At 39.5% G+C, this 25,166-nt stretch carries 22 protein-coding genes; 9 read left to right on the forward strand and 13 right to left on the reverse strand.

The window, feature by feature from the left end:
- Positions 1 to 278 precede the first annotated feature (278 nt).
- Positions 279 to 1,340 (forward strand): uroporphyrinogen decarboxylase family protein, encoded by a 1,062-nt coding sequence (locus tag KEM09_RS17635; protein WP_212230289.1) that lies wholly within the window; start codon positions 279 to 281, stop codon positions 1,338 to 1,340.
- Between the two features lie 236 nt (positions 1,341 to 1,576).
- Entirely contained in the window at positions 1,577 to 3,112 is a 1,536-nt protein-coding gene (locus KEM09_RS17640) for a SulP family inorganic anion transporter (protein ID WP_212230290.1), read from the forward strand.
- A 189-nt stretch (positions 3,113 to 3,301) separates the two neighbouring features.
- On the opposite strand, the gene KEM09_RS17645 is transcribed toward KEM09_RS17640, so the two are convergent.
- The 6 genes from KEM09_RS17645 to KEM09_RS17670 all read right to left on the reverse strand — a co-directional run bounded on the left by KEM09_RS17645 (position 3,302) and on the right by KEM09_RS17670 (position 8,197).
- Positions 3,302 to 4,096: a TPM domain-containing protein gene (locus KEM09_RS17645; RefSeq protein WP_212230291.1), complete on the reverse strand. Its 795-nt coding sequence runs from the start codon at positions 4,094 to 4,096 to the stop codon at positions 3,302 to 3,304.
- A gap of 14 nt (positions 4,097 to 4,110) precedes the next feature.
- On the reverse strand, positions 4,111 to 4,545 hold the full coding sequence (locus KEM09_RS17650) for a TPM domain-containing protein (RefSeq protein ID WP_212230292.1): 435 nt from the start codon (positions 4,543 to 4,545) through the stop codon (positions 4,111 to 4,113).
- Positions 4,546 to 4,556: 11 nt separating this feature from the next.
- On the reverse strand, positions 4,557 to 5,135 hold the full coding sequence (locus KEM09_RS17655; protein WP_212230293.1) for a LemA family protein: 579 nt from the start codon (positions 5,133 to 5,135) through the stop codon (positions 4,557 to 4,559).
- A 61-nt stretch (positions 5,136 to 5,196) separates the two neighbouring features.
- The gene (locus KEM09_RS17660) at positions 5,197 to 5,808 is read right to left on the reverse strand and encodes a fumarylacetoacetate hydrolase family protein (protein WP_212230294.1); all 612 of its coding nucleotides are present in this window, start codon (positions 5,806 to 5,808) and stop codon (positions 5,197 to 5,199) included.
- Positions 5,809 to 5,814: 6 nt separating this feature from the next.
- Positions 5,815 to 6,582, reverse strand: a complete 768-nt coding sequence (locus tag KEM09_RS17665; RefSeq protein WP_212230296.1) for a 3'-5' exonuclease — start codon at positions 6,580 to 6,582, stop codon at positions 5,815 to 5,817.
- Positions 6,583 to 6,643: 61 nt separating this feature from the next.
- A complete protein-coding gene (locus KEM09_RS17670) occupies positions 6,644 to 8,197 on the reverse strand; it encodes a CDC27 family protein (RefSeq protein WP_212230298.1) in 1,554 nt (517 codons plus the stop codon).
- A gap of 157 nt (positions 8,198 to 8,354) precedes the next feature.
- On the opposite strand from KEM09_RS17670, the gene KEM09_RS17675 reads away from it, so the two are divergent.
- The 3 genes from KEM09_RS17675 (at position 8,355) to KEM09_RS17685 (ending at position 11,687) form a co-directional block, all read left to right on the forward strand.
- Positions 8,355 to 9,098 (forward strand): superoxide dismutase, encoded by a 744-nt coding sequence (locus tag KEM09_RS17675; RefSeq protein WP_212230300.1) that lies wholly within the window; start codon positions 8,355 to 8,357, stop codon positions 9,096 to 9,098.
- 78 nt (positions 9,099 to 9,176) lie between these two features.
- Positions 9,177 to 9,767, forward strand: coding sequence for a glutathione-regulated potassium-efflux system oxidoreductase KefF (gene kefF / locus KEM09_RS17680; protein WP_212230302.1), 591 nt, complete (start codon positions 9,177 to 9,179; stop codon positions 9,765 to 9,767).
- 30 nt (positions 9,768 to 9,797) lie between these two features.
- Complete coding sequence (locus KEM09_RS17685; protein WP_212230304.1) at positions 9,798 to 11,687, forward strand: monovalent cation:proton antiporter-2 (CPA2) family protein; 1,890 nt, start codon at positions 9,798 to 9,800, stop codon at positions 11,685 to 11,687.
- 249 nt (positions 11,688 to 11,936) lie between these two features.
- On the opposite strand, the gene KEM09_RS17690 is transcribed toward KEM09_RS17685, so the two are convergent.
- The gene (locus KEM09_RS17690) at positions 11,937 to 13,106 is read right to left on the reverse strand and encodes a DUF418 domain-containing protein (RefSeq protein WP_212230306.1); all 1,170 of its coding nucleotides are present in this window, start codon (positions 13,104 to 13,106) and stop codon (positions 11,937 to 11,939) included.
- Positions 13,107 to 13,307: 201 nt separating this feature from the next.
- On the opposite strand from KEM09_RS17690, the gene KEM09_RS17695 reads away from it, so the two are divergent.
- Complete coding sequence (locus KEM09_RS17695) at positions 13,308 to 14,096, forward strand: DUF4382 domain-containing protein (protein ID WP_212230308.1); 789 nt, start codon at positions 13,308 to 13,310, stop codon at positions 14,094 to 14,096.
- Positions 14,097 to 14,181: 85 nt separating this feature from the next.
- Here KEM09_RS17695 and tpiA read toward each other — a convergent pair whose 3' ends face one another.
- From tpiA to KEM09_RS17715, 4 genes are all read right to left on the reverse strand, one after another.
- The gene (gene tpiA / locus KEM09_RS17700; protein ID WP_212230310.1) at positions 14,182 to 14,937 is read right to left on the reverse strand and encodes a triose-phosphate isomerase; all 756 of its coding nucleotides are present in this window, start codon (positions 14,935 to 14,937) and stop codon (positions 14,182 to 14,184) included.
- A 16-nt stretch (positions 14,938 to 14,953) separates the two neighbouring features.
- Positions 14,954 to 16,162, reverse strand: a complete 1,209-nt coding sequence (locus KEM09_RS17705; RefSeq protein ID WP_212230312.1) for a BT_3928 family protein — start codon at positions 16,160 to 16,162, stop codon at positions 14,954 to 14,956.
- A gap of 13 nt (positions 16,163 to 16,175) precedes the next feature.
- Positions 16,176 to 16,733 carry a DUF1599 domain-containing protein gene (locus tag KEM09_RS17710; protein ID WP_342344011.1) on the reverse strand — a complete coding sequence of 186 codons (558 nt, stop codon included), beginning with the start codon at positions 16,731 to 16,733 and terminating at the stop codon, positions 16,176 to 16,178.
- A 279-nt stretch (positions 16,734 to 17,012) separates the two neighbouring features.
- Positions 17,013 to 17,255, reverse strand: coding sequence for a hypothetical protein (locus tag KEM09_RS17715; protein ID WP_212230314.1), 243 nt, complete (start codon positions 17,253 to 17,255; stop codon positions 17,013 to 17,015).
- A gap of 160 nt (positions 17,256 to 17,415) precedes the next feature.
- Between KEM09_RS17715 and KEM09_RS22100 the strand changes: the two genes are divergently transcribed.
- Positions 17,416 to 18,057 carry an energy transducer TonB gene (locus KEM09_RS22100; RefSeq protein WP_212230316.1) on the forward strand — a complete coding sequence of 214 codons (642 nt, stop codon included), beginning with the start codon at positions 17,416 to 17,418 and terminating at the stop codon, positions 18,055 to 18,057.
- A 9-nt stretch (positions 18,058 to 18,066) separates the two neighbouring features.
- Here KEM09_RS22100 and KEM09_RS17725 read toward each other — a convergent pair whose 3' ends face one another.
- Positions 18,067 to 20,061, reverse strand: coding sequence for a PAS domain-containing sensor histidine kinase (locus KEM09_RS17725; protein WP_212230318.1), 1,995 nt, complete (start codon positions 20,059 to 20,061; stop codon positions 18,067 to 18,069).
- A 200-nt stretch (positions 20,062 to 20,261) separates the two neighbouring features.
- Here KEM09_RS17725 and argS point away from each other — a divergent pair, with 200 nt between their 5' ends.
- Both argS and KEM09_RS17735 read left to right on the forward strand, forming a co-directional pair.
- Entirely contained in the window at positions 20,262 to 22,055 is a 1,794-nt protein-coding gene (gene argS / locus KEM09_RS17730) for an arginine--tRNA ligase (RefSeq protein WP_212230320.1), read from the forward strand.
- Positions 22,056 to 22,241: 186 nt separating this feature from the next.
- On the forward strand, positions 22,242 to 22,835 hold the full coding sequence (locus tag KEM09_RS17735) for a hypothetical protein (RefSeq protein WP_212230322.1): 594 nt from the start codon (positions 22,242 to 22,244) through the stop codon (positions 22,833 to 22,835).
- A gap of 361 nt (positions 22,836 to 23,196) precedes the next feature.
- Here the strand turns inward: KEM09_RS17735 and KEM09_RS17740 are convergent, their stop codons facing one another.
- Positions 23,197 to 25,140 carry an LTA synthase family protein gene (locus KEM09_RS17740; protein ID WP_212230324.1) on the reverse strand — a complete coding sequence of 648 codons (1,944 nt, stop codon included), beginning with the start codon at positions 25,138 to 25,140 and terminating at the stop codon, positions 23,197 to 23,199.
- Positions 25,141 to 25,166: the final 26 nt, after the last annotated feature.

Raw genomic sequence — 25,166 nt, forward strand, 5'->3', positions numbered from 1 at the left:
GCCTTTCGGTTTATTAGTTAATGCTATGTTTTGACATATAATCGCTTGTGAAAGTCAGGTTTTTGTTATTATTGATAAACAAACAAAAGTTTTAACATTTCTATCGCTCTAGTATTAAAACACCTGTAAACATTGGGGAAATGACAAGTTATTGCGGGTATTTTCATCAGGTGAAATGATGCTTTGGTCCTAAAAAATTTGATTTTTGTCATATCTTTTCTAAATTCGACAAGTTTTGCGATGAGAAAAATCTTATTTTTTAATCAAAAGCAACGCTTATGATTCACAAGGAAAGAGTCCTGAAGGCACTAGACCGCGAACCAGTGGATAGAGTGCCGTTTTTTTATTGGGACGTCCCCGAATTTGGTGTGAAGTTGATGGAACACCTGGGGTTTCAGAATCGTGATCAGCTATTGGAGTATCTGGATGTTGACTTTCGTTGGGTTGAGCCAGATTATGTAGGTAAAAAACTTGTTGAGGGTGATGGTCTGTCAAAGACCGATATATGGGGTGTTGGTTATTCAAAAGTAAAATACGGTGACTTTGAGTTTTGGGAAGCCACGGATTTTCCTTTAGAAGGACAAACAGACCCGCTTGCGTTGGAGGATGTTGACTGGCCTACCACCGGTTTGTTTGATTTTGATTCGTTACCTGAGAAGATTAATAAGTACAAAGACTACGCCATTATGACTGCGCCCGGGTATTCATCACCCGGATTATTTCGCATCATACAACGATTACTTGGTAGAGATAGCTTTTTGGATGTTATCATGTATCATCCTAAGTTTTTTGCCGCATTGGTCGAAAAAGTCAATACCTTCTACCTCGATTTTATTAAAGAGTTTTTTGAGAAAGCCGGTGGAGGCATCGACTTTATTAGGATTGCCGATGACTTTGGTTCACAGGCTGGATTATCTATTAGTCAGGATATCTGGGAGCAATATTGTAAGCCAGCTATCGAAGCCTTTGTAAAGGTACCCAAGGAGCATGGTGCCAGGTTTTATATGCACTCATGTGGCGGTGTGCGAAAACTACTGCCTGAGTTTATAAGCATTGGTGCCGATGTACTGGATCCTATTCAAACAAGGGCAAATGGTATGCAACCGGATGGTCTAAAAGCCGACTTTGGCAATTATATTACTTTTTGTGGTGCACTGGATGAAGAGTTGTTGCTGAGGCAAGGGACCCCGGAACAAGTAAAAGAAGGGGTGAAGCAGTTGCTTGATACCATGGCACCAGGTGGTGGTTTCATTCTTGGACCATCGCATAAATTAAAGGTGGAAACACCTGTTGAAAATGTTCTTGCTATGTACGAAGCCGCTAAAGAGTGGAAATATTAAAGTAAAAATTATCGCAATTCTATAAGCCTTGATTCTTGAGTGGAAGAATCAAGGCTTTTTTAATGCTTTCCGGTTTTTTCATGTTGTGAATAGAATGCCTATCTTTGCGGCCGCTAATTCAATATCCTTTTATGTTTGCTTTTTAGCAATTAATCCCCTTGAAGATAAGTTTGGTATTTATGCGCTAGTTAGAGTAGTGCAGTAATGGTTTTGTGTAATTTTTAAAATAACTATACATGGTTTTTATTGAAAAACTACGACAAGGTTCTAACCTGAAAAATGAGATTTTGTCTGGATTAACAGTTGCTTTGGCGCTTGTACCTGAAGCTGTTGCCTTTTCATTAATGGCGAAGGTAAGTCCGCTTATAGGACTTTATTCGGCTTTTATTATTGGTTTAATTACCGCAGTGTTTGGTGGAAGACCTGGTATGATATCAGGTGCAACGGGCGCCATAGCTGTAGTCATCGTTAGTTTGGTGGTGAGGCATGGAGTTGAATACCTGTTTGCCGCCGTTGTACTTATGGGGATCATCCAGATTCTGGTGGGCGTGTTAAAGCTTGGTAAATTTATTCGTTTGGTCCCTCATCCGGTTATGTTTGGATTTGTGAATGGATTGGCCATTGTAATTTTCATGGCTCAGCTAGACCAGTTTAAGGTACCCAACCTGGCTGGCGATCTGGAGTGGATGAGTGGAGCAGCTTTGTGGATGATGCTAGGTTTTGTTGGACTTACCATGCTAATTATTCATTTTTTGCCAAAAATTACAAAAGCTGTACCTGCTGCTTTAACTGCTATTGTCGTTGTATCAGCCCTGATTCTGACATTAGGCGTTGAAACAAAAACGGTAGGCGATATTGCTTCAATCTCGGGAGGATTGCCAAAGTTTCATTTACCAATGATTCCTTTTACATTGGATAATATTCTCATTATTTTACCATACTCACTTGTAATGGCAGCCGTGGGTCTCATTGAAAGTTTGTTGACCTTATCGGTTATTGATGAGATGACCGAAACAAGGGGCAGGGGTAATAAAGAGTGTATTGCTCAGGGGTCAGCTAACCTGGTATGTGGCTTTTTCAGTGGTATGGGTGGTTGTGCCATGATTGGACAAAGCATTATCAATGTGAGTTCGGGTGGCCGTAAACGACTATCAGGTATTGCAGCTGCAGTTGGTTTGTTACTTATCGTTCTGTTTGGGTCATCATTGATTGAAAAGGTGCCGATGGCTGCGCTTGTAGGCTTAATGTTTATGGTAGCGATTGGGACGTTTGAATGGGCCAGTTTAAAGATTTTTAAGAAGGTGCCGGCTATTGATGTGATTGTAATGATTGTGGTGGCCGGTGTTACCGTATTCTTCCATAATTTGGCAGTGGCTGTCTTTATTGGGGTGATTATTTCTGCACTGTCTTATGCCTGGGAAAACGCCAAACGTATCAGGGCACGTAAATATGTTGATGATGAAGGTATCAAACACTACGAGATATATGGACCTCTTTTCTTTGGTTCAGTTACTGCCTTTCAGGAAAAATTTGATGTAATGAATGACCCGGATGAAGTGATTATTGATTTTGCAGAATCGCGAGTAGCTGACCATTCAGCTATTGAAGCTTTAAATAAAGTAACTGAGCGCTATGCCAAGCAAGGTAAAAAGGTGCATTTACGCCATTTAAGTGCCGATTGTCGACGTCTGCTCGATAATGCTTCAGCTATCATTGATATTAACTTCTACGAAGATCCAAAATACAAAGTAGCGGTTAACGAGCTGGGTTAATTAGCTACATGGTATATGAAAATTGCCGGTGAAATAACACTTCACCGGCAATTTTTTTGTCTACAATATTCAGATATTATGCCTTGGTTTTCTAGCACAGTCCATAGTTGTTGGAGATAGTCAATTCACTTATATGAGATTGACAAAGCTATACATAAAGCTTTTTGATGAACTGGCAATGAAGGTGGCTTACCAACTGCCACCGGCACCTCCGCCCCCAAAGCTTCCACCTCCGAAGCCGCCAAAACCGCCTCCGCCAAAGCTTCCACCTCCGCTTGAGAAGTTACCAAAACTGCCACTATGTGATCGGTTACTGCTGCTTCCCATCATTGACATAAGGAGCCAGAAGGGCAGGCTTGAGCCCCCCAGTGAATTACGTCTTCTTCCTCCAGCCGCTTTCATTATGAATGAAACAATGATAAAGAAGAAGATGATACCTATGAAGCCAATACCACCGCCATTGCCTGTCTGATCCAGGTAATCATCAGCGGTGTATTCGCCCCTTGTTAGTGCCATCAGGCGGTTGGTTGCTGCTGCAATGCCCGAGTAGTAATCGTTCTGTTTAAAGTAAGGAATCATCTCGTGATCGATTATGCGATTGGCTACAGCATCGGGTACGGCTCCTTCCAGTCCATAACCTGTGGCAATAAAAGCTTCTCCACGTGAGTTGCCAATACGAGGCTTAATAACAACCACTATACCGTTGTTCTTTCCTTTTTGGCCTATACCCCACTTTTCACCTACTTTAAAGGCAAAATCCTCGCGCGAAGTGCCTCCAAAATCGTTAACCAGTAATATGGTAATCTGGGTGCTTGTTTCGCGTGCGAAATTGGCCAGGTGATTTTCAATTTGTTGTTCTTGCTGAGCAGATAACAGACTGGCATAGTCATTTAGCAATCGTGGAGGATTAGGGCGTTCAGGTATATCCTGCGCATTAGCCATTATCGACCATAGTGCTATAAGAATTAAAATATATTTATTCATCGTCTTTTGTTTAATTAACTGCCAAATGAAATGTCGTCAGATAACTCATTGACATCATCTGATTGATAGGGGAAGTGGACTTTTAGTTGTTTTCCACTTTCAATAATGCCATTGGCCAGGCCTTTGGCAAATTCACCTTCTTTGAAATCGGCAATCATCTGGTCTTTAATCGAGTTCCAGAAATCATCTGGTACTTTTTGGTTGATACCAGCATCGCCCAGTACGGCAAACTTATGGTCCTCATGCGCCAGGTAAAACAATACCCCATTGCGTTGTTCTGTTTTGTGCATCTGAAGTTTTTCGAACCAGTAAGCAGCACGGTCAAGCACATCTTCGGGGCATGTTTTATCCAGATGAACCCGTATTTCACCCGATGTATCAAGTTCTGCAGCTTTGATAGCATCAACAATCTGCTGACGCTCAGCGTCACTAAAAAAATCTTTAGCCATACTTTGGTTGATTAAAATTCTACTTTAGGTGCTTTTTCAGATCCTGCTTCGGCTTTGAAGTATGGTTTCTTTTCAAAATCAAACCAGCTGGCATAAATGACGCGAGGAAACTTTTTAATGTAAGCATTATAATCCCTTGTGGCATCATTGAATTTTTTGCGTTCTACAGCAATGCGATTTTCGGTGCCTTCCAGTTGGGCTTGCAGATCCATGAAGTTTTGATTGGCCTTTAAGTCCGGATAACGTTCCATCACCACCATTAATTTAGAAAGAGCTGAAGTAAGACCATCCTGGGCTTGCTGGAATTGAGCCAGAGTCGCCTCATTCAGGTTATCAGCATTAATATTAACACTAGTGGCTTTTGAACGGGCCTCAATCACACCTGTTAGTGTTTCCTGCTCATGTGCGGCATAGCCTTTTACAGTGTTTACGAGGTTAGGGATTAGATCAGCCCGACGCTGGTATACGTTTTCGACCTGTGCCCAGCTGGCATCAACCATTTCGCTTTTTTCAACCATGGTGTTATAGCCGCAACTGGTAAAGAATGGAATTGCAAAGGCAATCAGTAGTAGGTGTTTTAGAGTTTTCATATGTACTAGTTGAATGTTTATTTGTTTAACAGTTGATAAGTTGAAGAGTTTATGTTGTGAGCTATTTCACTAAAAAGTCAAACATCAGCTCATCTTCTATGTAGCCCTTCAATCTGTCGTTAATGGCTACAGGACCAACGCCCGCCGGAGTGCCAGTGTAAATTAAGTCGCCAATTTTCAGAGTAAAAAACTGTGATACATGAGAAATTATCTGGTCAATAGGGAATATCATATGCCCTGTATTGCCCATTTGGACAGTCTCATTGTTTTTTTCAAGATGGAAGTTGATGTTTTGGATATCATCAAATCTTTCTTTGCTGATGAATGCAGATAATACAGCCGAGCCATCAAAAGCTTTAGCTTTTTCCCATGGCAAGCCTTTACTTTTTAGTACAGCCTGCAAATCACGGGCTGTAAAATCAATTCCCAGGGCTACTTCATCGTAATAGCGATGTGCAAACTGGGGCGCAATGTTTTTTCCTATGCGGTTGATTTTTACCACCAGTTCTACCTCGTGGTGGAAATCACTGGCAAAATCAGGAATGAAAAATGGCTTGTTTTTCAAAAGTAAAGCAGAATCGGGTTTAGCAAAAATAACTGGTTCCGATGGTACCTGGTTATTAAGTTCCTCAATGTGCTTTACGTAATTGCGGCCAATGCATAAAATCTTCATAGCTGTTTATTTATTAAAACTGCGAAGTTTAATGTTTGTCAATACTTTTTTGGTGAACAATGGAAAGTCGCCATTCATCATCCAGCCATAATAGGATGGGTCTTTCTTAAGGACTTCTTCAACGCTTTTCCCCTTGTATTTTCCGAAGTTAAATACTTCAAGGCCCTTGTCGTTAAAAATAATTCGGCCAATAAAATCGGCATTGCGATTAAAAGAAGAAAAGTCATTCAGGAATTCAATATTGTTCTCCAACTCTTCGTAGCGATCTAATTGAGCTTTTAATACTTCGTAAGTTGCTTTAGTGTCGGCTTCGGCTGAGTGGGCGTTGTTTAAATCTTTATCGCAATAGAATTTGTAAGCCGCGGATAAAGTACGCTTCTCCATTTTGTGGAAGATGGTTTGCACATCCACAAACTTGCGTTTCTTCATGTCAAAATCCACATCGGCGCGGATAAATTCTTCAGCAAGCAATGGTACATCAAATTTATTGGAGTTGAAGCCTGCAATATCGCAGCCTTCTATAATTTTTGCCAACGTTTTGCCCAGTTCCTTAAAGGTGGGGGCGTCTTTTACATCTTCATCATAAATGCCATGGATTTCTGAAGTAACCTGGGGGATTGGTATTTCGGGATTGACTTTATAGCAGTAGGATTCTTCTGAACCGTCTACATTCACTTTCAGAATAGCTATTTCTACAATTCGATCATTAGCAATGTTTATGCCCGTTGTTTCAAGGTCAAAAAATACAATAGGATTTTTAAGATGAAGCTTCATGCTTTATTTTGTTTTTATGTGTGTTCATTAGCAAAAATAGGCAAAACGTCTGTTTTAATGCTTATTTGACAGTAATATCTGCCGGTTTCGGAACTACGATCAATTGAAGGCGGTCTGCCACTGACACATAGCGATTATCAGGTATAATGAGTAAATATTCCAGAGGAGTAATTTGTTCGTGTGTCACATGTATTTTGTAGGTGCCGGCTGTCAATGCTAATACAAAGTCAGCTGAATCTTTGGTTGGTTTATAGGAGCCAATTAAATTATCCAATGTATCCGTAACACTTATGTTAGGGCTGAAATCAGGTATCTGCACCTTTCTATCTTTTCGAATACGAATATTGGCTTTTATAACAGCGGTATATGGTAAGGTTTGGTTAAATACTACCTTGTATATATCATATTTGCCTGCGCCTTCGGGTCTGATGGCAGATACATAAGCAAACCTTTCATCTTCGACCCACGAAATATTGTAGTTGTGATAGGTGTCGTTAATGGGGTAGCCCATATTGATTGGAGTTCCCCACTCGCGTTTATTAGAATCCCAGTCAGCATAAAACAAATCATAACCACCCATCGAACGCAGGTTGTCGGAAGAGAAGTAAATGCGTTGCCCGTTATGTGCCAAAACCGGAAAGTTCTCATTGTGTGTAGATGAATTAACCTGTCCCGGCAGTTCGCGGGCTTCACCCCATTCTCCAGTTGGTAATTTTATGGCATAATAAATATCTGTATTGCCTTGCTGATTTTCTGATGCAAATAGGATGGTATCTTTGCCTGCCGTCATCCACATGCCATATTCCGATCCTTTGGCATCCAATGGCGGACCAAAATTTGCCAATGGCTCAAAGCGATGATTGCCAATGTAACTGGAATAGCCCATGGTTTCGTCACCTTCGCGGTTATGGAAAGCAAACAATTGTGAACCGTCGGGTGTAATACCTGCCACCATTTCGTCAAATATTGAGTTAAGCTGCGAACCAATGGTTTTGCCTTTTTCAAAGTTTAGTGCCTGCTTCTCAGCAACACAGATATTGTAATAATAGATGCCAGCATAGCTGTTATACCGCTTATCAGAAGAGTAAAAAAGTGATTGTTCATCTGCGCTTATATAAGGGCTGACTTCATTTCGGGTAGTATTTATTTCGTTGCCCAGGTTGATAAATTTTACATCCAGAGCATGAGAAATTAGGAGCTTAGCGTTATTGATGTTACTCTTTAGAGTGGTAATTTGCTTCAATAGGTCGATAGTACTACCAGCAATAGGTTCTATTTCTTGCAAGATTGAATAGGCCTCATCAAACTTATGAGAATGGAACAAAACGAGTGCTTTATTGAATTTAGCTTCCAGGTTATTGGGCTTTAATTCAAGCAACCTTTCAATGTATGGTAGTGCTTCATCTTTTAGGGTGTTATCTTTAATGTAGCAGCTGATAATCTTTTCGAGCAGCTCTATGTTATCCTTGTCCTTACGCCATAATCTGCCGTAATCTTTAAGTGCCTTTTCGTAGTTATAATATTTGTAGTAATTATCCGCTCGTTTTTTATAATTCTGAGCCTGGCATAAGCCGGTTAATGAAGCAATTAGTAAAGCTAATATGGTTGTTTTCATTGGTGGATTCAGTTAATGATTTAAAGAAAGCAATTTTTAGCAGAATGCTCATGAATTTTTTGATGAATAGTTAAATGTTACTCTCTAACTTTTATACAGGTTGCATGAACAATCACATATTGTACTTGTTAATTTGTTAAAATGAATGCCTATCATTATGAAAAGAAGACAATTCATCAGTTTAATTGGTATGGGCACAGCCGCTGCCTGTACGCCCGGTGCTAAAAGCAGTACAAATTCAAATAATTCAGAGAACAAAATGAAAAGTGCACCTATATCAGGGCATTTCTTTCCAGCCTTGCCTTATAGTTACGATGCACTGGAGCCGCATATAGATGCTACAACCATGGAGCTTCACTACGATAAGCACCATAGAGGGTATTATAAAAAATTCATGGCAGCTATTGATGGTACAGCCTTGGAAACAACAGCTATGCCAGCCATTTTTGCCGATGTAGCAAAACATGGTGAGGCAATACGCAATAATGGCGGAGGTTACTACAACCATATGTTATTCTGGGAAAACTTAAGTCCAGAAGGCGGTGAGCCATCGGCCAAATTATTAAGTCATATTGTAAAGGATTTTAAATCGTTTGATGCTTTTAAAGATGTTTTCTTTAAGGCTGCCAAAACACAATTTGGTAGTGGCTGGGCCTGGTTAGTCCTAGATGAAGAAAGAAACCTTAAGGTGGTAGCAACACCTAATCAGGATAATCCGTTAATGGATGTTTCCGATGTAAAAGGTATTCCGTTGTTGACGATAGATGTATGGGAACATGCTTATTATCTTAATTACCAAAATAAACGCGGTGACTATATTAATGCATTTTGGAATGTGGTTAACTGGAAAGTGGTAAGTAAACGACTAGAAAAGGCTCTTAAAGGAGAATGGCTTGGATAGGTTGTTTTTCGATATTTTTTAACAAGCCCTTTTTCTTTGAAAAGGGCTTTTGTTATTTTTAGGGTTCAATTTCCACAAATGAAGAAGATACTCATCATATATGCACATCCAATAGAACATAAATCGCGCGTTAACCGGCAGCTGATTAGTGCAGTAGAAGGGATAGAGCATGTTACTGTCAATAATTTATATGAGAAATATCCCGATTTTTTCATTGATGTAAAGTATGAACAGGAGTTATTATTAGAGCATGATATAATTATCTGGCACCATCCTTTATATTGGTACAGTGCTCCAGCTTTGTTGAAAGAATGGTTTGATTTGGTGCTGGAACATGGTTTTGCTTATGGACGCGAAGGGAAAGCTTTAAAAGGTAAGTGGGCTATTAACAGCATTACAACGGGAGGGCAGCAGGAAACCTATCAATCAGATGGTTTAAACAGGTACGATATCAAACAGTTTTTATTACCTTACGAGCAATCAGCCTATTTGTGTAGGATGAAGTACCTTTCCCCCTTTGTAGTATTCGGTTCACATTTGCTTAATGAATCCGAAATAGACAAAAAAGTAGTTGCATACGTCAAGTTAATAAAAGGCTTGCGTGATGATGAATTTACTATAAGTACTCTTCAATCGCGGAAGATTGTTAATGAGCTTTTGCAAGAATAGAACTGATTTAATCACCACTAAATATTATGCATGCACCTGGACGAAATATTTTTTAGAATTATGATTTACCTGCTGGCAGCTGTTGTGTCAGTGCCCATTGCAAAAAAAATAGGTCTGGGCTCTGTGCTTGGTTATTTGATTGCAGGTATTGTCATTGGTCCTTTTGCTTTGGGCCTTGTGGGGAGTGAGGGCGAAGGTGTGATGCATATCGCTGAGTTTGGAGTTGTTATTATGCTCTTTATTGTTGGTTTGGAGTTACATCCCGGCATGTTATGGCGTATGAAACGGCTGATTTTCGGATTAGGGGGGATGCAAATTGGTTTCACAGCTTTAGTATTTGCCTTAATTACAGCCCTTTTTTGGCTGGATACAGCTCAGGCCATTACTACGGGCCTTATCTTAGCTCTATCATCTACAGCGATAGTTTTACAGACACTGACGGAAAAAGGTATGCTGCAAACCAGAGGTGGGCGACATAGTTTTTCGGTATTGTTGATGCAGGATATTTCTGTTGTACCGATTTTTGCCATTATTGCTTTACTGGCCAATCAGGTGGTTACAGACTCAACAACTGTTGAAACTGCAGATGCCGTCAGTGGATGGTACCAGTTGTTGATTATTTTGGCAGCAGTAGCAACCATCATCATCGGCGGGCGATATTTGGCAAATTATATCTTTAAGTTCATTGCTGAAACAGGATTGCGCGAACTTTTTACCGCCACGGCACTCTTATTGGTTATTGGTATTGCTGTGTTTATGGATGCAGTTGGCCTTTCGCCTGCTTTAGGAACTTTCCTGGCTGGTGTTGTTCTGGCTAATAGTGAGTATCGTTATGAACTGGAGAATAACCTTGAACCGTTTAAGGGATTATTATTAGGGGTGTTCTTTATTTCAGTAGGGGCCAGCATCAATTTTCATTTACTTCTCAATCACTGGATGCTGATATTGGTGATTCTGACGATATTGGTTAGCGTAAAGCTGATTATTTTATGGGCACTCGGCAGGCTATTCAAGCTGGAGCAATCACATAATATGTTGTTTACTTTTAGTTTGGCTCAGGCCGGCGAGTTTGGCTTTGTATTAATCACTTTTGCCACCCAAAGTGGCGTATACGATGAATTTACTTCAGGCATATTGCTGATTGTTGTGGCTTTATCGATGCTGATTACACCAGTTTTGTTTATTATTAATGAGCAAGTGATACAACCCAGGTTGATCAAATCATCCAAACATGATGAAGATGAAGTTGAGGATAATGGCCACCCGGTAATTATTGCAGGATTTGGGCGCTTTGGCCAGGTGCTTGGGCGCTTTCTTAATGCCAATGGTATAAAACTCACCATTATCGATAACAATCCCCATAATGTGCAATACTTAAAAAAGTTTGGATATAAGGTCTATTTTGGAGACATAACCCGAAGAGATATGCTGGAAGCCGCAGGTGCCGGCCATGCCAAGGTACTCGCCATAACAATGAGCGAACGGGATCAGATAGATAAACTGGTAGCTTTGGCACAAAAGCATTATCCAAACCTTAAACTAATTGTAAGGGCTGTTGATGTGGCCCATGAGTTGGCGCTACAAAACATTGGTGTGGATGGTCATCGACAGGCTATTTTTGATTCGGCCATTGAACTAGGTACAAGTGCACTGGTTACTATGGGACATAGTAATCATCAAAGCTACCGTTCGGCATTAACCTTTAAGCATCTCGATAAGCGCTTTATGAAGAATCTTCAGCAGCGTTATTCAATTGATGATCCTCACTTTTTAATGGAGACTAAGAAGTTTGCTGAGCACCTTGAGAATATACTTCTTATGCAGCAGAAACACCCTTATCAGGAGATGGATTGTGCCTGGGATACGGATTCACTAATTGAAGAGGCACGCGAATATAATGAACAAATAGAGGGTAAATAGTTGCAGAGGCTTATTTTGGTATGATAATTGCGTTCATTTCGTAAAATGAGGGCATATGAGAAGTAAGGAGAGTTATCAAATTATCAAAGATGTAGCTGTAGAAATGATCCTTGTTTTATTGATTTCATTCATAGCTGCTTTAGTTTTTTATATTACTATAATAAAAAACGTTCCTTTTTAATATTCTGAATTACCTATATTACATTCATGTAAAACTAAGCAGGGGCTGTTTGAAAGCCCCTGCTTTTTTTATTTCCTGGTACCAATCCAGGTTAATTTGTGCCAGATGCCTTCAAGAGGTCCATGCTTATAATGTTTCGCCCACCAGTGACAGAAAATGCCTGTAAAAGCGGTGAGTAGAATAGCAATTAAGAAACTGTAAGTAGCACCTGTGTATTGGTATAGAGCCAATCCATACCCATAATAAATACTTGAGCCTAATACTGACTGCATCATGTAATTGCTTAAGCTCATTTTGCCCAATGGTGCAAAAAGCATCAGGAAACCTTGCCATCTGCCTTTTTGAAAGAGAAGCGTAATGCCAGAAACCCATACCAGCATTAAGGCAATGTCGGTCCACGGAGTAAACATGGTCATCACTGAACGTTCAATAGCTGCGCTTTCAATCCAACCAGGTAAAACGATTCGTATTGGATATAAAATAATAAAGGCCATAGTAGCTGCTATCAGAACTTTCTTCCAGAATTTATTTGTGGTCTCAGTGTTGACAAATAGCTGTTTTCGACCAGCAACTATTCCAAATAAAAACATAGCGAAAATAATAAAGAAGCGACCATTTTCCCAGTTCCAGAGCAATACAGCCTTTTTTCCATTTGTAATATTACCTACCCAGGTGTTAATGATTGAGCTTTCCGGTATATACTCCTGCATCTTTCCAAAATAGGTCCATGAAACAGGATTGCTGATCTCCATTGTCGGGTTTTGAATAGCTTGAATTAAACCCATCCACTCTAATGGTTGTAGCAGCATAACAATGGCTATACCAACCAAAACTTTATTAGGAAAGTTAGCTAAGGGAATTAGTAGGAAACCAATGACCGCATAAATAGTTAAAATATCGCCTTGGAAGAATAGAGAGTTTAGCATGCCAAAGGCAAATAAAATCACCAGTCGCCAGGCGAAGCGCCCCCTGAAATCTTTTCCTTTCAGCTGTTGATTATTGGACTGTATGAAAAATGTTAGCCCAAACAGTAAGGCAAATATGGAGTATGATTTACTTGCGAACAGAAAGAATAAAGTATCCCAGATTGTTTGATCAAGTTTCACCATCCATTCGGGCAAATCGGGCGGTAAAAAATAAAAATCGAAATGTTCGAGGTTGTGCAGTAGCATGATAGCTACGATGGCAAAGCCTCTGAGTGCATCAATTACGTGCAGGCGTTGAATTTGAGGTTTCATATTAATTTGTTTGTGTAAGGTTTTAGATTGTAAACGTAATAAAACGAAGTCAATTAGCAAGATATCAAAAATCTAATTTGTTAAGAGTAGTGAGAGTAATGTATACAGAAACGTTATTGCGCTTTTTTGTATATTTACCGATGGAAAACAATTTATTCTTGCTGGAAAATTAGGGTGGCAAGAATAGCAAACTTTGGACGAATGAAAAATTTATTAAGTGTGGCTTTATTAAGCCTGACAATGGTTCTTTTCTCTTGTTCTGATGATAACAAGCAGGCAAGATTATCAATCCGTTTAACCGATGCTCCTGGTGATTATCAAGAGGTATTAATTGATGTGCAGGATGTAATGATTAATGTTTCTGGAGATGAAAACAATGGCTGGCAATCACTATCAAGTACACAAAAAGGAGTGTATAACTTACTTGATTTTACTAATGGTATGGATACGCTGTTAGTTGACGAATTTCTGCCTGCTGGCAAAATTTCACAGATGCGACTGGTATTAGGAGACAAGAATCAAGTAAAGATTGATGGTAAGTATTATCCCATAGAAACTCCTTCGGCTCAGCAATCCGGATTAAAGTTTAACATCCATGCCGACTTAAAGGATGGTATAACCTATAAGTTATGGATTGATTTTGATGCAGGACGTTCGATTGTTGCTAAAGGTAATGGTGGGTATTCACTTAAGCCAGTCATTAGAACTTTTACAGAGGCTACCAGTGGTGCCATTAAAGGAAGCGTAATGCCAGTGGAAGCCACGCCTTATATTATGGCTGTTACCGCTGACGAAGAAGATACAGTTGGAACTTATGCTGATGCTGAGACTGGTTTCTTTATGTTGAGAGGGGTGGAGCCCGGTAGCTATACAATCACAGTACAACCAGCAGAAGGTTATCAGGAAACAACGCTTGAAGATGTGAAGGTTGAATTGGGGCAGGTTACTGAACTTGAAACAATCACTATTGAAGAAGTTGTAGCTGAATAAGGAAAATTTAATATCAAAAAATAAAAGGACCGCCGATGAGCGGTCCTTTATTCTGAAAAACTATTTTGAGCTTATTATACTCTTATTAAAATGCGGCGATAATTCCGTGAAAATCTTCAGCTTTCAACGAAGCACCACCAATTAAACCTCCATCTACGTCTGGGTTTGCGAATAATTCCTTGGCATTTGAAGGCTTACAGCTTCCACCATAAAGGATGCTTGTTTCATTAGCAACTTCAGCACCGTATTTGTTAGCTAAAGTTTGACGAATGAAAGCATGAATTTCTTGAGCTTGCTCTGGAGAAGCAGTTTTACCTGTTCCAATAGCCCATACTGGTTCATATGCCAATACAACTTTACCGAATTCTTCTGCTGAAAGATGGAATAAAGCTTCTTCGATTTGCTCTTTAACAACCTCAAAATGCTTACCAGATTCACGCTCCTCTAATACTTCGCCAATACAGAAAATTGGTGTCAGGCCATTAGCTAAAGTTAAATCTGTTTTTTCTTTTAAAATGGCATTTGTTTCACCATAGTAAGCACGTCTTTCTGAGTGCCCCAGAATAACGTACTGCGCACCAGTTGACTTCACCATTGAAGCTGATACTTCACCAGTGTAAGCACCGCTTACCTTATCAGAACAGTTCTGAGCTGCAACGCCTACTAATTCTGCGTCAACAGTTTTAACGACTTCAGTCAGGTGAATAAATGGTGCACCCAATACAACTTGACAATTAGGCTTGTTGGCCTTCAAGATTTCGTTCACTTCTTTGGCTAATGCCACACCTTCTTCTAAGGTGTTGTTCATTTTCCAGTTCCCTGCAACAATGTTTTGTCTCATTGATAAAAATTTAAGTTTATTTGAATTTGTATATGATAATGATTAACCCTGTTATAACTGATAAGCATAGCCAAAGCCATATTTTATCATGGGCCCTTTGCATTGACTGAATCGATTGTGAAAGTGGATTCTTTAAGGTTTCTGCATCGGGTAGTTGGGTGTAGCTGTATTTTGCAATAATTGTACCCTTTTGAATAATAACTAAACCAGGATTGGCTCTGATAATGGTTTTAAGGGTGGTTTCATCACATTGGGCATATTCAAAGGCAGCCTGATGCGCCATATCAAATTTGTAGCAATCCTCCGTTAATGAAGCTGTGGCCAAGTAAAAATAGCTACCGTGTTTTTGAGCTACACTTTTAATATTGATAAACTGTTGGATATTATCTGTTGATGTATTTTCTACTTTAGGCGCCACCATCAAAAATACTGGCTTCTCATTATTAATAATGGCATCAGTAATGTCGTCTCCTTCAGTAGAAGTAAAATGTAAGGCCGTAACAGGCGGTTGATAACCTTCGCGAATTATTTTTGTTTTGCTATCGATAAAAATCCAGGTACTGTCGTTATACGGATAATCGTCAACACCAAATTCTTTTCTTTCTCCTTCTTTCTCCAGTATGAATGTAGTTTCGTATTCACCTTCATCGGCCCCTTCAGGTATGCTCATTTTTTCAGGTATGTTAGCGCCAATGTGGTAAGGCCTGAAATCAAGAAGAGGCAAGTAATACATGCTATACACAGAGATGCCAATGATAAAAAGAAGTCCGGTACTGGTCAGTAGAAATTGGCGCCCGCCAGACAAATTAGACTTATAATCATTTCTTCTGTAGTAGACAATTATACTGAATGGAAGAATGATAAGGTTTTTGCTTAATGTTTCCCAGTTGCTGAGCTTGATGGCATCGCCAAAGCACCCGCAATCCGAGACCGGTTCAAATATAGCTATGAAAAAAGTGATGATAGTAAACCCAGCCATAAAGAGCAATGCTGGCAAGGCTACTCGCTTTAATCTGAAGCCGAGTAGTAAGTGAAAACCCAAAATAAACTCAATAGATGACAAAGCAATTGATAAGATGATGGAAATTCCATCACTGTTATGTATTCCTATAAATTCAAGGTATTCGGCTATTTTTATAGCACTTCCTTTGGGGTCAATAGCTTTAACGAACCCTGAAAAAACAAATACTGCCCCTGTTAGAAGGCGACTTATCAGCTTGAGCATCTAATTATGGTGTTTATATGTTTTCTTCGTCTTCCGGAAATTCAAGTTTAATAAGGGCAAAAATGGCATAATTAATCATGTCCATATAGTTGGCATCAATGCCTTCAGAAATAATTGTCTGCCCCAGATTATCCTCAATCTGTTTGGTGCGGTGAAGCTTCATAAGAATAAGGTCGGTGAATGAACTTACGCGCATTTTTCGCCAGGCCTCGTCATAATCATGGTTTTTATTTTCCATGAGAGCCTTAGCACTATATATATTATTGAGGTACATTTTCAGAGCTTCATCGTGGTCCATCTCTGGTTGTTCGGCGGGTTTAAGTTCGAGCTGAACAAGAGCCATAGCACAGTAGTTTACAATGCCAATAAACTCATCCCTGATGCCTTCATCCACCTTTGAGGTGCCCTTTGTTTCGATGCTTCTGATACGCTGGGCTTTAATAAATATTTGGTCGGTCATGCTTGATGGCCTGAGGATGCGCCACGCTGTTCCGTAATCTTTCATCTTTTTCTCAAAGATGTCTTTGCAAATATTAATGACGTGATTGAATTGACTATCTGTTTTTGACACGTTATATGCTTTTTTGAATGGAGGCGTAAAATTATCAAAAAATGATAAATATTGAGGTATAATTAATTAGATTCTAACGATTGAATCGCATTATTTATATTGAATTGATAATTAGGAAGTATTGTAATAGAAGAAAAAACTAAAGCGGCTTTTGGCCGAAATCGACCCACGGGCTGCTGTGATGGAAATGTCCTTGCCAGAAGGAAATTCCAGTCAAAAGCCAAAAGCGAATATAGTGCTTTGTTTTTGCATATTTATACAATAAGTAACAATGATGCATTATTTTTTTGCCAAGCGAATAACTATCCCAACTACAGCGCCGATACCACCACAGATAGCAATATTATTTCTGACTTTTGCGATGCCCGATATTTTTTGCCCCAGTGACACGAGTTCATTAGATGCAGGCTTTAGTAAAGTGCTTATGCTGACATATTCACCCGCAATTTTACCAAAAAACAGGTAGCCGATAATAAGACCGAGAAGGGCAAAAATTAATACACTAACAATAGAATGTTTCATAATTCTGAAGGTTTATTTTAAATAAGTTGCACTATTGTGGTGGGCTAAGTTAGGAATTATTGACAGGCAATTGCATATTTTAGCAGTATTTACTGGCTTATTGCATGTGCCTTCCAAAATTGTTGTATATTCAGCAAATGACTACCAAAATGTATTTAAAGTGAAACAAACAGGCTGGTTATATATTAGCATTTGCATTAGTTTAATGGCTTTGGCCAGCACGGTTGTTAGTGCCCAGGATAGAGAGTTGGTGACAAAAGAGCGGGGACTTTTTAAAGAAGTTTGCTGGGTAGATGTCAATGATACGGCTATTCGCAACGGACAAAGTACAACGTATTACAAGGGTAAAGTTATTGAGCAGGGGCGATACTTGAAAAATTCACGTGTGGGACGATGGCGCTTTTATAATCTGGAGAGTATCCTTGATTATGAATATGATTTTGACAGGAACGAACTTGTTATGATGAGTGGTCAGGATAGGCATGAATTAAAAATGAAAACACCTTGCCTGTTTATGGGTAGCCCTTTAATACCTTATCTGTTTTTAGTTAATAATTTAAGTTATCCCCGAAGCGCTGTGAATGAATCTGTTGAGGGTAGGGTGGTTTTAGCTTTAAGGGTTGATGAAACAGGTCATGTTATCGGCTTTTATATAGCAGAAAGGTTACATCCAACCATTGACAGGGCTGTTGTTGAAGTGGCTAAAACGATGCCTGATAAATGGCGTTTCATTGCGGCAACAAACATGGGACATCCAGTTGCCAGTGAATACCATATTGCCATTGAATTTCAACTGGAGTAGTGTAATCGGTTAACTTCGTTCGATGCACTTACTGATGTATTTCTTAAGTTTTAGTTTATCAGTCAGTAGTCGGCCTGTTTCTCCTTCTGCCGGACTATAAACGATTTCTGATTCGTATTGTCCTACTTTAATCAAAGAAGCTTTCCTAACTTGCGGAATAGCAAGTAGCAGATTCATCTCTTCCGACTTTAAACTTGCATCAATTAGTATGACTGGACAGGTGTGAGCTAGTGGTACATTCAAAAGCGCCTGAAACTGAAACAGACAAAGTACCTTTGTGTCTTCGATAGCAACGGGTGCATCCTGTGGCTTGTTGGAGTAAAACAGTATTGTGTTAGCTGTTTTACTGTCCTGTGCAGAATGTCCGTCAGCCGGTATAACAAAATGAAATTCAGAGCCTACTTTTTCGACTGATGTTACCCAAAGGAATCCACCAAGTGCATTGGCAAGATGCTTACAAATGCTAAGCCCTAGTCCTGCACCGCCAAAGTCTCTTGAATTTTCATCATTTGCTTGTCTGAATTTATGAAAGATATTGGGTATTTTATGCTTCGGAATACCAATTCCAGTATCAGACACAATGAACTCAACTGAATTATCTTTTCGGTACTGATAGCTTAAAGTAACAGTACCACTGTAAGTAAATTTCAACGCATTATCAATTAAGTGTCTGAGCGTTTGTTTAACACGTTCTTTATCGGTAATGATTGCGGGTGTGTCAAAACCAATTGGCTCTTGTACCCGAAACTGCAGGTTGGCATTGTTCGCCACAAGAGGGGCTGCATATTCACTAAGCTCATTAACTATTTCATGGGCATATGTACAGTTTAAATCAAGGCTTATTAAGCCCGACTCAATTTTGGAGAACTCCATAATATCATTCAGCAGTCTCAATAATTCATTGGAACTTGTTTTAACAATGTTATGAAACTCTTTTCGCTCAGGGCCTGTAAGCTGGTCGTCGCACATTAGTTCAGTAAATCCCATGATGCTGTTTAGGGGTGTTCTAACTTCGTGAGACATGTTTGCCAAAAATGAAGATTTAAGACGATCAGATTCCTCAGCACGTTGAGTAGCTTTTCTGACTTCATTCTGCATTTGTACTCGCTCAGAGATATCGATTAAAATAAGTAAATTATTGGTCTTGCCATGGTTCAAAAGTTCTATTTTAAAGACCTCTACTGGCTGGGTGGTATTATTAGGGGTAAGTAAATGAAATACTAAAGGTGACTTATACGAAATATCTCCATTAAGGAGTTGAGAGATGGCGACATGTTCATCCTCAATAATAATATCGGTCAGTACTTTTTGGTGTAATGTCTGCGAATCAGTTTTTAATAGATGTATGGCACTGTGGTTAAAATCAGTAATAGTATTGTCCTGATTAAGCAGTAGTATGGGTAATTGAACGCTAGCAATGCTAGCTGTGAGTTGATGTTGTTCCTGTTCGCTTATGTACTGATGGCTGATCTCCTCTATAATAACGGTAAATAGCTGGATGCTTACATCACTTATTTGTACAGGTCGTATCGCAATCTTATAATACCTCGTATCTTCACTTTGGGCAATCACATCACCAGAAGAGTCCAGTTGCAGTTGTTGTGCATTCAGTTTTAGTTGTTTGTCCCAGTGATGCGATTCTGTAATTTTTTGATGCTTTACTAATTGTTTGTATAAGGAGTTACAATAAATGACTTTCTGTTTTTCGTTTGAGATACAAGCCGGGTAGGGGATAAGCTCAATCATTTGCTGAAGGTTACCAGCAATTGTTTGGGCTTCATGATTGATATTAATGTGGGCTTTTCGCGTACTTTGTTTTTTACTGTTGTTTCTGAAATTGATATATAGATAGACCATCAGAGATAGCCCCAGTAGAGCTATAATTTGGTAAAACAAACTTTGGACATCTTCTACATCCAGTTGGCCATTGTCGGCCAAAGCATTGGTAAAAGTTGCCAGAAAGAAGAATAAGTTATAGTAGCGAACAGCCTGTCGGTTGAACATCAATTAAAATTTTCATTGGTCAATTAAGCAACAAAAGTATTTCTTTATAGACTCGTTACAATAAAAGTGTTTGAAAAAAATCAAAGTCAACTTAAAATCCCATAATTATACAGATATTTCGAATATTCTTACAGTCCATAAACGTTAACTTTATTAACTTTGCCAGTCAGAAAATTAACGAGCATATTAAATATACGAAAATGATAATTGAAAGTCAGATAAAAGCTTCGGTAGTAAAAGCAGTGAATGATTTATATGGAGCCAGCATTACAGAAGAGGCCGTTCAATTGCAGTTGACACGTAAAGACATGAAGGGCGATTATACTGTTGTTGTCTTTCCACTTTTGAAAATCTCTAAGAAGAATCCGGTTGAAACAGGTAATGATCTTGGAAACTATATCAAAAAGGAATGTGTTGAAGTGGCCGAATTTGAAGTAGTGAAAGGCTTTTTGAACTTGCAATTATCAACAGCATACTGGTTGGGGCTTTTAAATGAGCATGTGCATAATGCCGAGTACGGAAAAACCGAAGCAACGGACAAGTCGCCTTTGGTGATGATTGAATATTCATCGCCCAATACCAATAAGCCACTTCACCTGGGACATATTCGTAACAACCTTTTGGGGTATTCATTATCCCGCATTGTTGAGGCAAACGGTAATAGAGTGGTAAAGACCAATATTGTCAACGACCGAGGTATACATATTTGTAAATCTATGCTCGCCTGGAAAAAGTGGGGTGAAGGACAAACACCAGAATCTACAGGCAAAAAGGGTGACCATCTGGTTGGGGATTTCTATGTAAAATTTGATCAGGAATATAAGAAAGAGCAAGCTGAATTGATGGCAGCCGGCCAGTCAAAAGAAGAAGCAGAGGCCAACTCTCCTTTGATGAAGGAAGCGCGTGAGATGCTTTTAAAGTGGGAGGCTCACGATCCTGAGGTTTATGCACTTTGGCAGCAAATGAACCAATGGGTTTACCAGGGATTCGATGTTACCTACAAGCAGATGGGTGTAGATTTCGACAAGATTTATTACGAATCAGATACTTATAAGGTAGGTCGTGATATGGTGCTGGAAGGCCTGGATAAGAAAGTGTTCTATCGTCGTGAAGATAACAGTGTGTGGGCTAACCTTGAGAATGATGGCCTGGATGAAAAGCTGTTGCTGCGTGCCGATGGTACCAGTGTGTATATGACACAGGATATTGGTACAGCCAAGCTGCGCTACGATGATTACAATATCGATAAAATGGTTTACGTGGTGGGTAATGAGCAAAACTACCATTTTAAAGTGTTGGCCATCCTGCTTGATCGTTTAGGCCTTGAATGGGGTAAGGATTTGGTACACTTTAGCTATGGAATGGTTGAGTTACCCGAAGGCAAAATGAAGTCGCGTGAAGGAACAGTGGTTGATGCTGATGATTTGATGGCAGATATGATCAATACTGCCCACGATATGTCAAAGGAACTGGGTAAGCTGGAAGGCTATAGTGAAGAAGAAGCCGAACGCGTTTATGAAACCATTGCGCTTGGAGCCTTAAAGTACTTTATTCTTAAAGTTGATCCAAGGAAGAATATGACTTTCGATCCTAAAGAATCGATTGATTTTAATGGTAATACCGGACCATTTATTCAGTACACTTATGCCCGTATACAGTCCATCTATCGTAAAGCCCAAGCCAACGGCATTGAAGTGCCTGACGCGATAAGTGCAGAAACGGCTATGTCGGAGAAGGAAATTCAGTTAATGCGCATGATTAGCAATTTCCCATCCGTTGTAGCAGAAGCTGGTAAGGTTTATAGTCCGGCTTTAATAGCCAACTTTGTTTATGATTTGGCCAAAGAGTTCAATCAGTTCTACCACGAATCGCCAATTGCGGTTGAAGAGGATGAAGTTAAGCGTGCCATGCGTCTGCTACTTTGTCAATCAGTAGGAACTGTTATTAAAAATGCGATGTGGATGATGGGTATTAATGTCCCTGAAAGGATGTAGAAATAATTGAAAACTAGACAAGAGCCTGCTGTTTGCAGGCTTTTTTATTATAGTACAACTTTTTTTAATGGTTAATTATTAAGGAATAATCAATATATTTGGTTAACCTAAAGTGGCAAGAGCAATAAATCGCCGTGTCAACCCGTTTGCAGAGTATATTAACACCCACAAATAATACTATTTAAAATGAGATTTTTTTCGCTGGTTTTTACTACGATGTTGGTTGTTCAGTCAACTAATTTGTTTGCACAAAATGATTTGGCTTCAAGGTTCGACTCATTATCCTTAAAAGCACAGTTCGATTACGTTTATGAGAAATCAGAAACATACGAGCGCTATAAGGTTATTAAAATTGATACCTATAAACTACTAAAAAGTAATTCGCTTGATAGTGTCAATGTGTACCGTAGTGATTTAACAAAACGAATTGATGAGATTGCGGGGCTGGAAAAAACGCTGGCGGTAAAGGATGAGACGATTAGTACATTAACTGCCGATTTAGAGTCTACAAGGAATAGTAAAGATAGCATGCAGTTTTTAGGTGCTGAGTTAGCTAAAGGTGCTTATAACTCATTGATGTGGGGTTTGGTTTTTGGCTTACTCGCATTGGCCGTTATTTTATTCCTGATGTTTAAGCGTAGTCATGCCGTTACAAATGAAACAAAGCACCGCTTAAGTGAGGTTGAAGAAGAATTTGAGACGCATCGCAAATCTGCTTTGAAACGTGAGCAGAAGTTAGCCCGTGAGTTAATGGATGAACGCCTGAAGCATAAGTTTTAAGCTGCTGAACGATTAGTTAGTAGAATATCCAAGGAGGCTCAAACAGCCTCCTTTTTTTTCTGAAAGTCTCAACGACTTGCTACACATCTTGAGATGCGAAGCAAGTTTTCTTTCATACCTGTTGGTGTTTCCGTGTGTCATGAATGTTTTTTATGAGATAATCCGCTGCCTCTTTGTAGAGGAAGCCCTGCTCATTCCAATGACAACTCCACCGACTCATGACCAACTCCCGCAGGCAGGATTCGACTTGGGCTACCAATCGATTATGCTATAATCGCTGAGGGAAGTTTGTTTCGCTATAAAACGGCCTTGCGAAAAAGAAAGCAGATACTTGTATATCAGTGAGATGAATGATATCAACTTACTCTACGATCAGCCTGTCTTCAATCATTCGGTTGTTGTATTGCTGAATGATTCCTTTTAATAATGGTAAGCTGTTTTTGTAGCCGCTATCAGTATTTTTAAGATTGTGCTTTAAGTATGGATCTTCTGCAATATTAAAGGCACTAATGAGGTTCTCACCATCGTAATGCAGTACGTAGTCTCCATGCACCATCTGATAGCTGTTGTTGGTATAGTTAATGGCAAATCTGTCGTTCTCAGGATGCAATAAGTCTTTTCCAAACGCTATATAAGGCTCTTTATTGAAACCAATGTAGTTAAGTACCGTTGGCATAATGTCAATCTGTTGTGCCAGTTCGTTGTTAACGCCTCTTAACGTGCTGTCGCCCGGGCTATACAATATCAGCGGAATCTGGAACTTATTAACGCTGGTTTGCGAAATATCATAATGTGCCTGTGTGCTATGGTCAGCCGTGATAACAAATAGTGTATTGTTATACCACGGCATCTGTTTAGCACTTTCAAAAAACTTTCTCAATGCATTATCGGTGTAGCCAATACCTTGATGCACTGGTAATGTACCTTTGGGGAATACATCGGTATATTGCTCGGGTACTTTAAACGGGTGGTGCGATGATAATGAAAAGAGAGAGGTCATAAAAGGTTCCTGCATCTTATTCATCTCATTGGCAAAAAACTGGAAGAATGGTTCATCCCAAATGCCCCACATGCCATCGAATTCATCATCGTTGTTAAATTCAGTCATGCCCTTGTAGGCATCAAACTTAGCCACATTAGCAAAAGAGTCAAATCCCATTGAACCGTTGGGTGCTCCATGGAAAAAGGCACTGTTATAACCATCCTTCTTTAATAAGTAAGGTAAGCCATTAATGTGGTTGGATGAATATTCAGATACAACGTATGGCAATACCAGGGCTGGTATGCTGGCCAGTACCGATGGCATTGCATCAATTGACTTGCGGCCGTTGGCATAGGTATTCGGAAAAATCAGTGCATGCTGAGCTAAAGAATCAAGAAATGGCGTATAACCTTTGTAGGACCCATTGTCAAGTTCAGGATTGAATGAACCCAGAAACTCTCTGTTAAAGCTTTCCAGAATGAAAATAACAATGTTCTTCTTCGGTTTGTCAGTAATGCTATCGGTTAAAACAACCGGGTTGAATGCTTCGTTTAACTCCTCCTTTGTTTCAAAATAATCGTAGGCTGTAAAGCTCTTTTTACCCCAGGTGCGAATCATACAAAATGGGGTGTTCAGCACAATAGACATTTCGTCAGGTGTATTAACGTATTTGCCGGCATTAGCCATGTTAATTGGCCGGGTTGAATGACGGTAGCCGCCACGCATGCCCACAATCGAAAAACCAGTAAATACAGTAAGGGCTATGACAGATAGGGCCGGATAAAACCAGCGATTCGAAAACTTAAAGGCTCTTGGCTTAATGAATGAATAACTTTTGGCTAATAAAAATACTGAAGCGATGAAAATAATGGCCACATACCAGTAATCGATGACGAACTGGCCCCATAGTTTGGTCATGTTTGTTTCGTTTTCCAGTATGTTAATCACATTGTAGGTGGTACGTTTCAGAATGAATCGATAATAAATCAGGTCGATGCTGTTAAGTGCCAGGCCAATGCTGTTAATCAGCACGAATAAGGTTTTTAAGAAAATCTGGTAGCCTTTATGAAACTTAAACGGAAGAGGTAGTAAAAACAGTAAGGCATACAGCCCGTTTAAGTATAGCATGGCACTTAAATCGAACAACAGCCCGCCTTTCATAATGGTTAAAAAGCCACTGAAAGTGATATTAGGAAACAGTTCAGTATTGAAAAGGTAAAAAAGAATACGAAACGCACTATAGAATGCCATTATTAACAGCAATCTGTAGGTGAGTACAAGGTATTCGTTCAGCTGCTTTCCTTCTTTTCCAGAAATCTTCATATTAACTTAAGCTTGTCAAAAAAATT

It is taken from the genome of Carboxylicivirga mesophila (assembly GCF_018271975.1).
Taxonomy (GTDB): Bacteria; Bacteroidota; Bacteroidia; order Bacteroidales; family Marinilabiliaceae; genus Carboxylicivirga; species Carboxylicivirga mesophila.

Excerpts from the sequence above, each read along its gene's own strand:
- tpiA (WP_212230310.1), bottom strand. The coding sequence starts at position 14,937 with ATGAGACAAAACATTGTTGCAGGGAACTGGAAAATGAACAACACCTTA.
- KEM09_RS17650 (WP_212230292.1), bottom strand. The coding sequence starts at position 4,545 with ATGGCTAAAGATTTTTTTAGTGACGCTGAGCGTCAGCAGATTGTTGAT.
- argS (WP_212230320.1), top strand. The coding sequence starts at position 20,262 with ATGATAATTGAAAGTCAGATAAAAGCTTCGGTAGTAAAAGCAGTGAAT.
- KEM09_RS17635 (WP_212230289.1), top strand. The coding sequence starts at position 279 with ATGATTCACAAGGAAAGAGTCCTGAAGGCACTAGACCGCGAACCAGTG.
- KEM09_RS17695 (WP_212230308.1), top strand. The coding sequence starts at position 13,308 with ATGAAAAATTTATTAAGTGTGGCTTTATTAAGCCTGACAATGGTTCTT.
- KEM09_RS17725 (WP_212230318.1), bottom strand. The coding sequence starts at position 20,061 with ATGTTCAACCGACAGGCTGTTCGCTACTATAACTTATTCTTCTTTCTG.
- KEM09_RS17705 (WP_212230312.1), bottom strand. The coding sequence starts at position 16,162 with ATGCTCAAGCTGATAAGTCGCCTTCTAACAGGGGCAGTATTTGTTTTT.
- KEM09_RS17655 (WP_212230293.1), bottom strand. The coding sequence starts at position 5,135 with ATGAAAACTCTAAAACACCTACTACTGATTGCCTTTGCAATTCCATTC.
- KEM09_RS17715 (WP_212230314.1), bottom strand. The coding sequence starts at position 17,255 with ATGAAACATTCTATTGTTAGTGTATTAATTTTTGCCCTTCTCGGTCTT.
- KEM09_RS17640 (WP_212230290.1), top strand. The coding sequence starts at position 1,577 with ATGGTTTTTATTGAAAAACTACGACAAGGTTCTAACCTGAAAAATGAG.
- KEM09_RS17735 (WP_212230322.1), top strand. The coding sequence starts at position 22,242 with ATGAGATTTTTTTCGCTGGTTTTTACTACGATGTTGGTTGTTCAGTCA.
- kefF (WP_212230302.1), top strand. The coding sequence starts at position 9,177 with ATGAAGAAGATACTCATCATATATGCACATCCAATAGAACATAAATCG.
- KEM09_RS17690 (WP_212230306.1), bottom strand. The coding sequence starts at position 13,106 with ATGAAACCTCAAATTCAACGCCTGCACGTAATTGATGCACTCAGAGGC.
- KEM09_RS17665 (WP_212230296.1), bottom strand. The coding sequence starts at position 6,582 with ATGAAGCTTCATCTTAAAAATCCTATTGTATTTTTTGACCTTGAAACA.
- KEM09_RS17740 (WP_212230324.1), bottom strand. The coding sequence starts at position 25,140 with ATGAAGATTTCTGGAAAAGAAGGAAAGCAGCTGAACGAATACCTTGTA.
- KEM09_RS17670 (WP_212230298.1), bottom strand. The coding sequence starts at position 8,197 with ATGAAAACAACCATATTAGCTTTACTAATTGCTTCATTAACCGGCTTA.
- KEM09_RS17685 (WP_212230304.1), top strand. The coding sequence starts at position 9,798 with ATGCACCTGGACGAAATATTTTTTAGAATTATGATTTACCTGCTGGCA.
- KEM09_RS17645 (WP_212230291.1), bottom strand. The coding sequence starts at position 4,096 with ATGAATAAATATATTTTAATTCTTATAGCACTATGGTCGATAATGGCT.
- KEM09_RS17660 (WP_212230294.1), bottom strand. The coding sequence starts at position 5,808 with ATGAAGATTTTATGCATTGGCCGCAATTACGTAAAGCACATTGAGGAA.
- KEM09_RS17675 (WP_212230300.1), top strand. The coding sequence starts at position 8,355 with ATGAAAAGAAGACAATTCATCAGTTTAATTGGTATGGGCACAGCCGCT.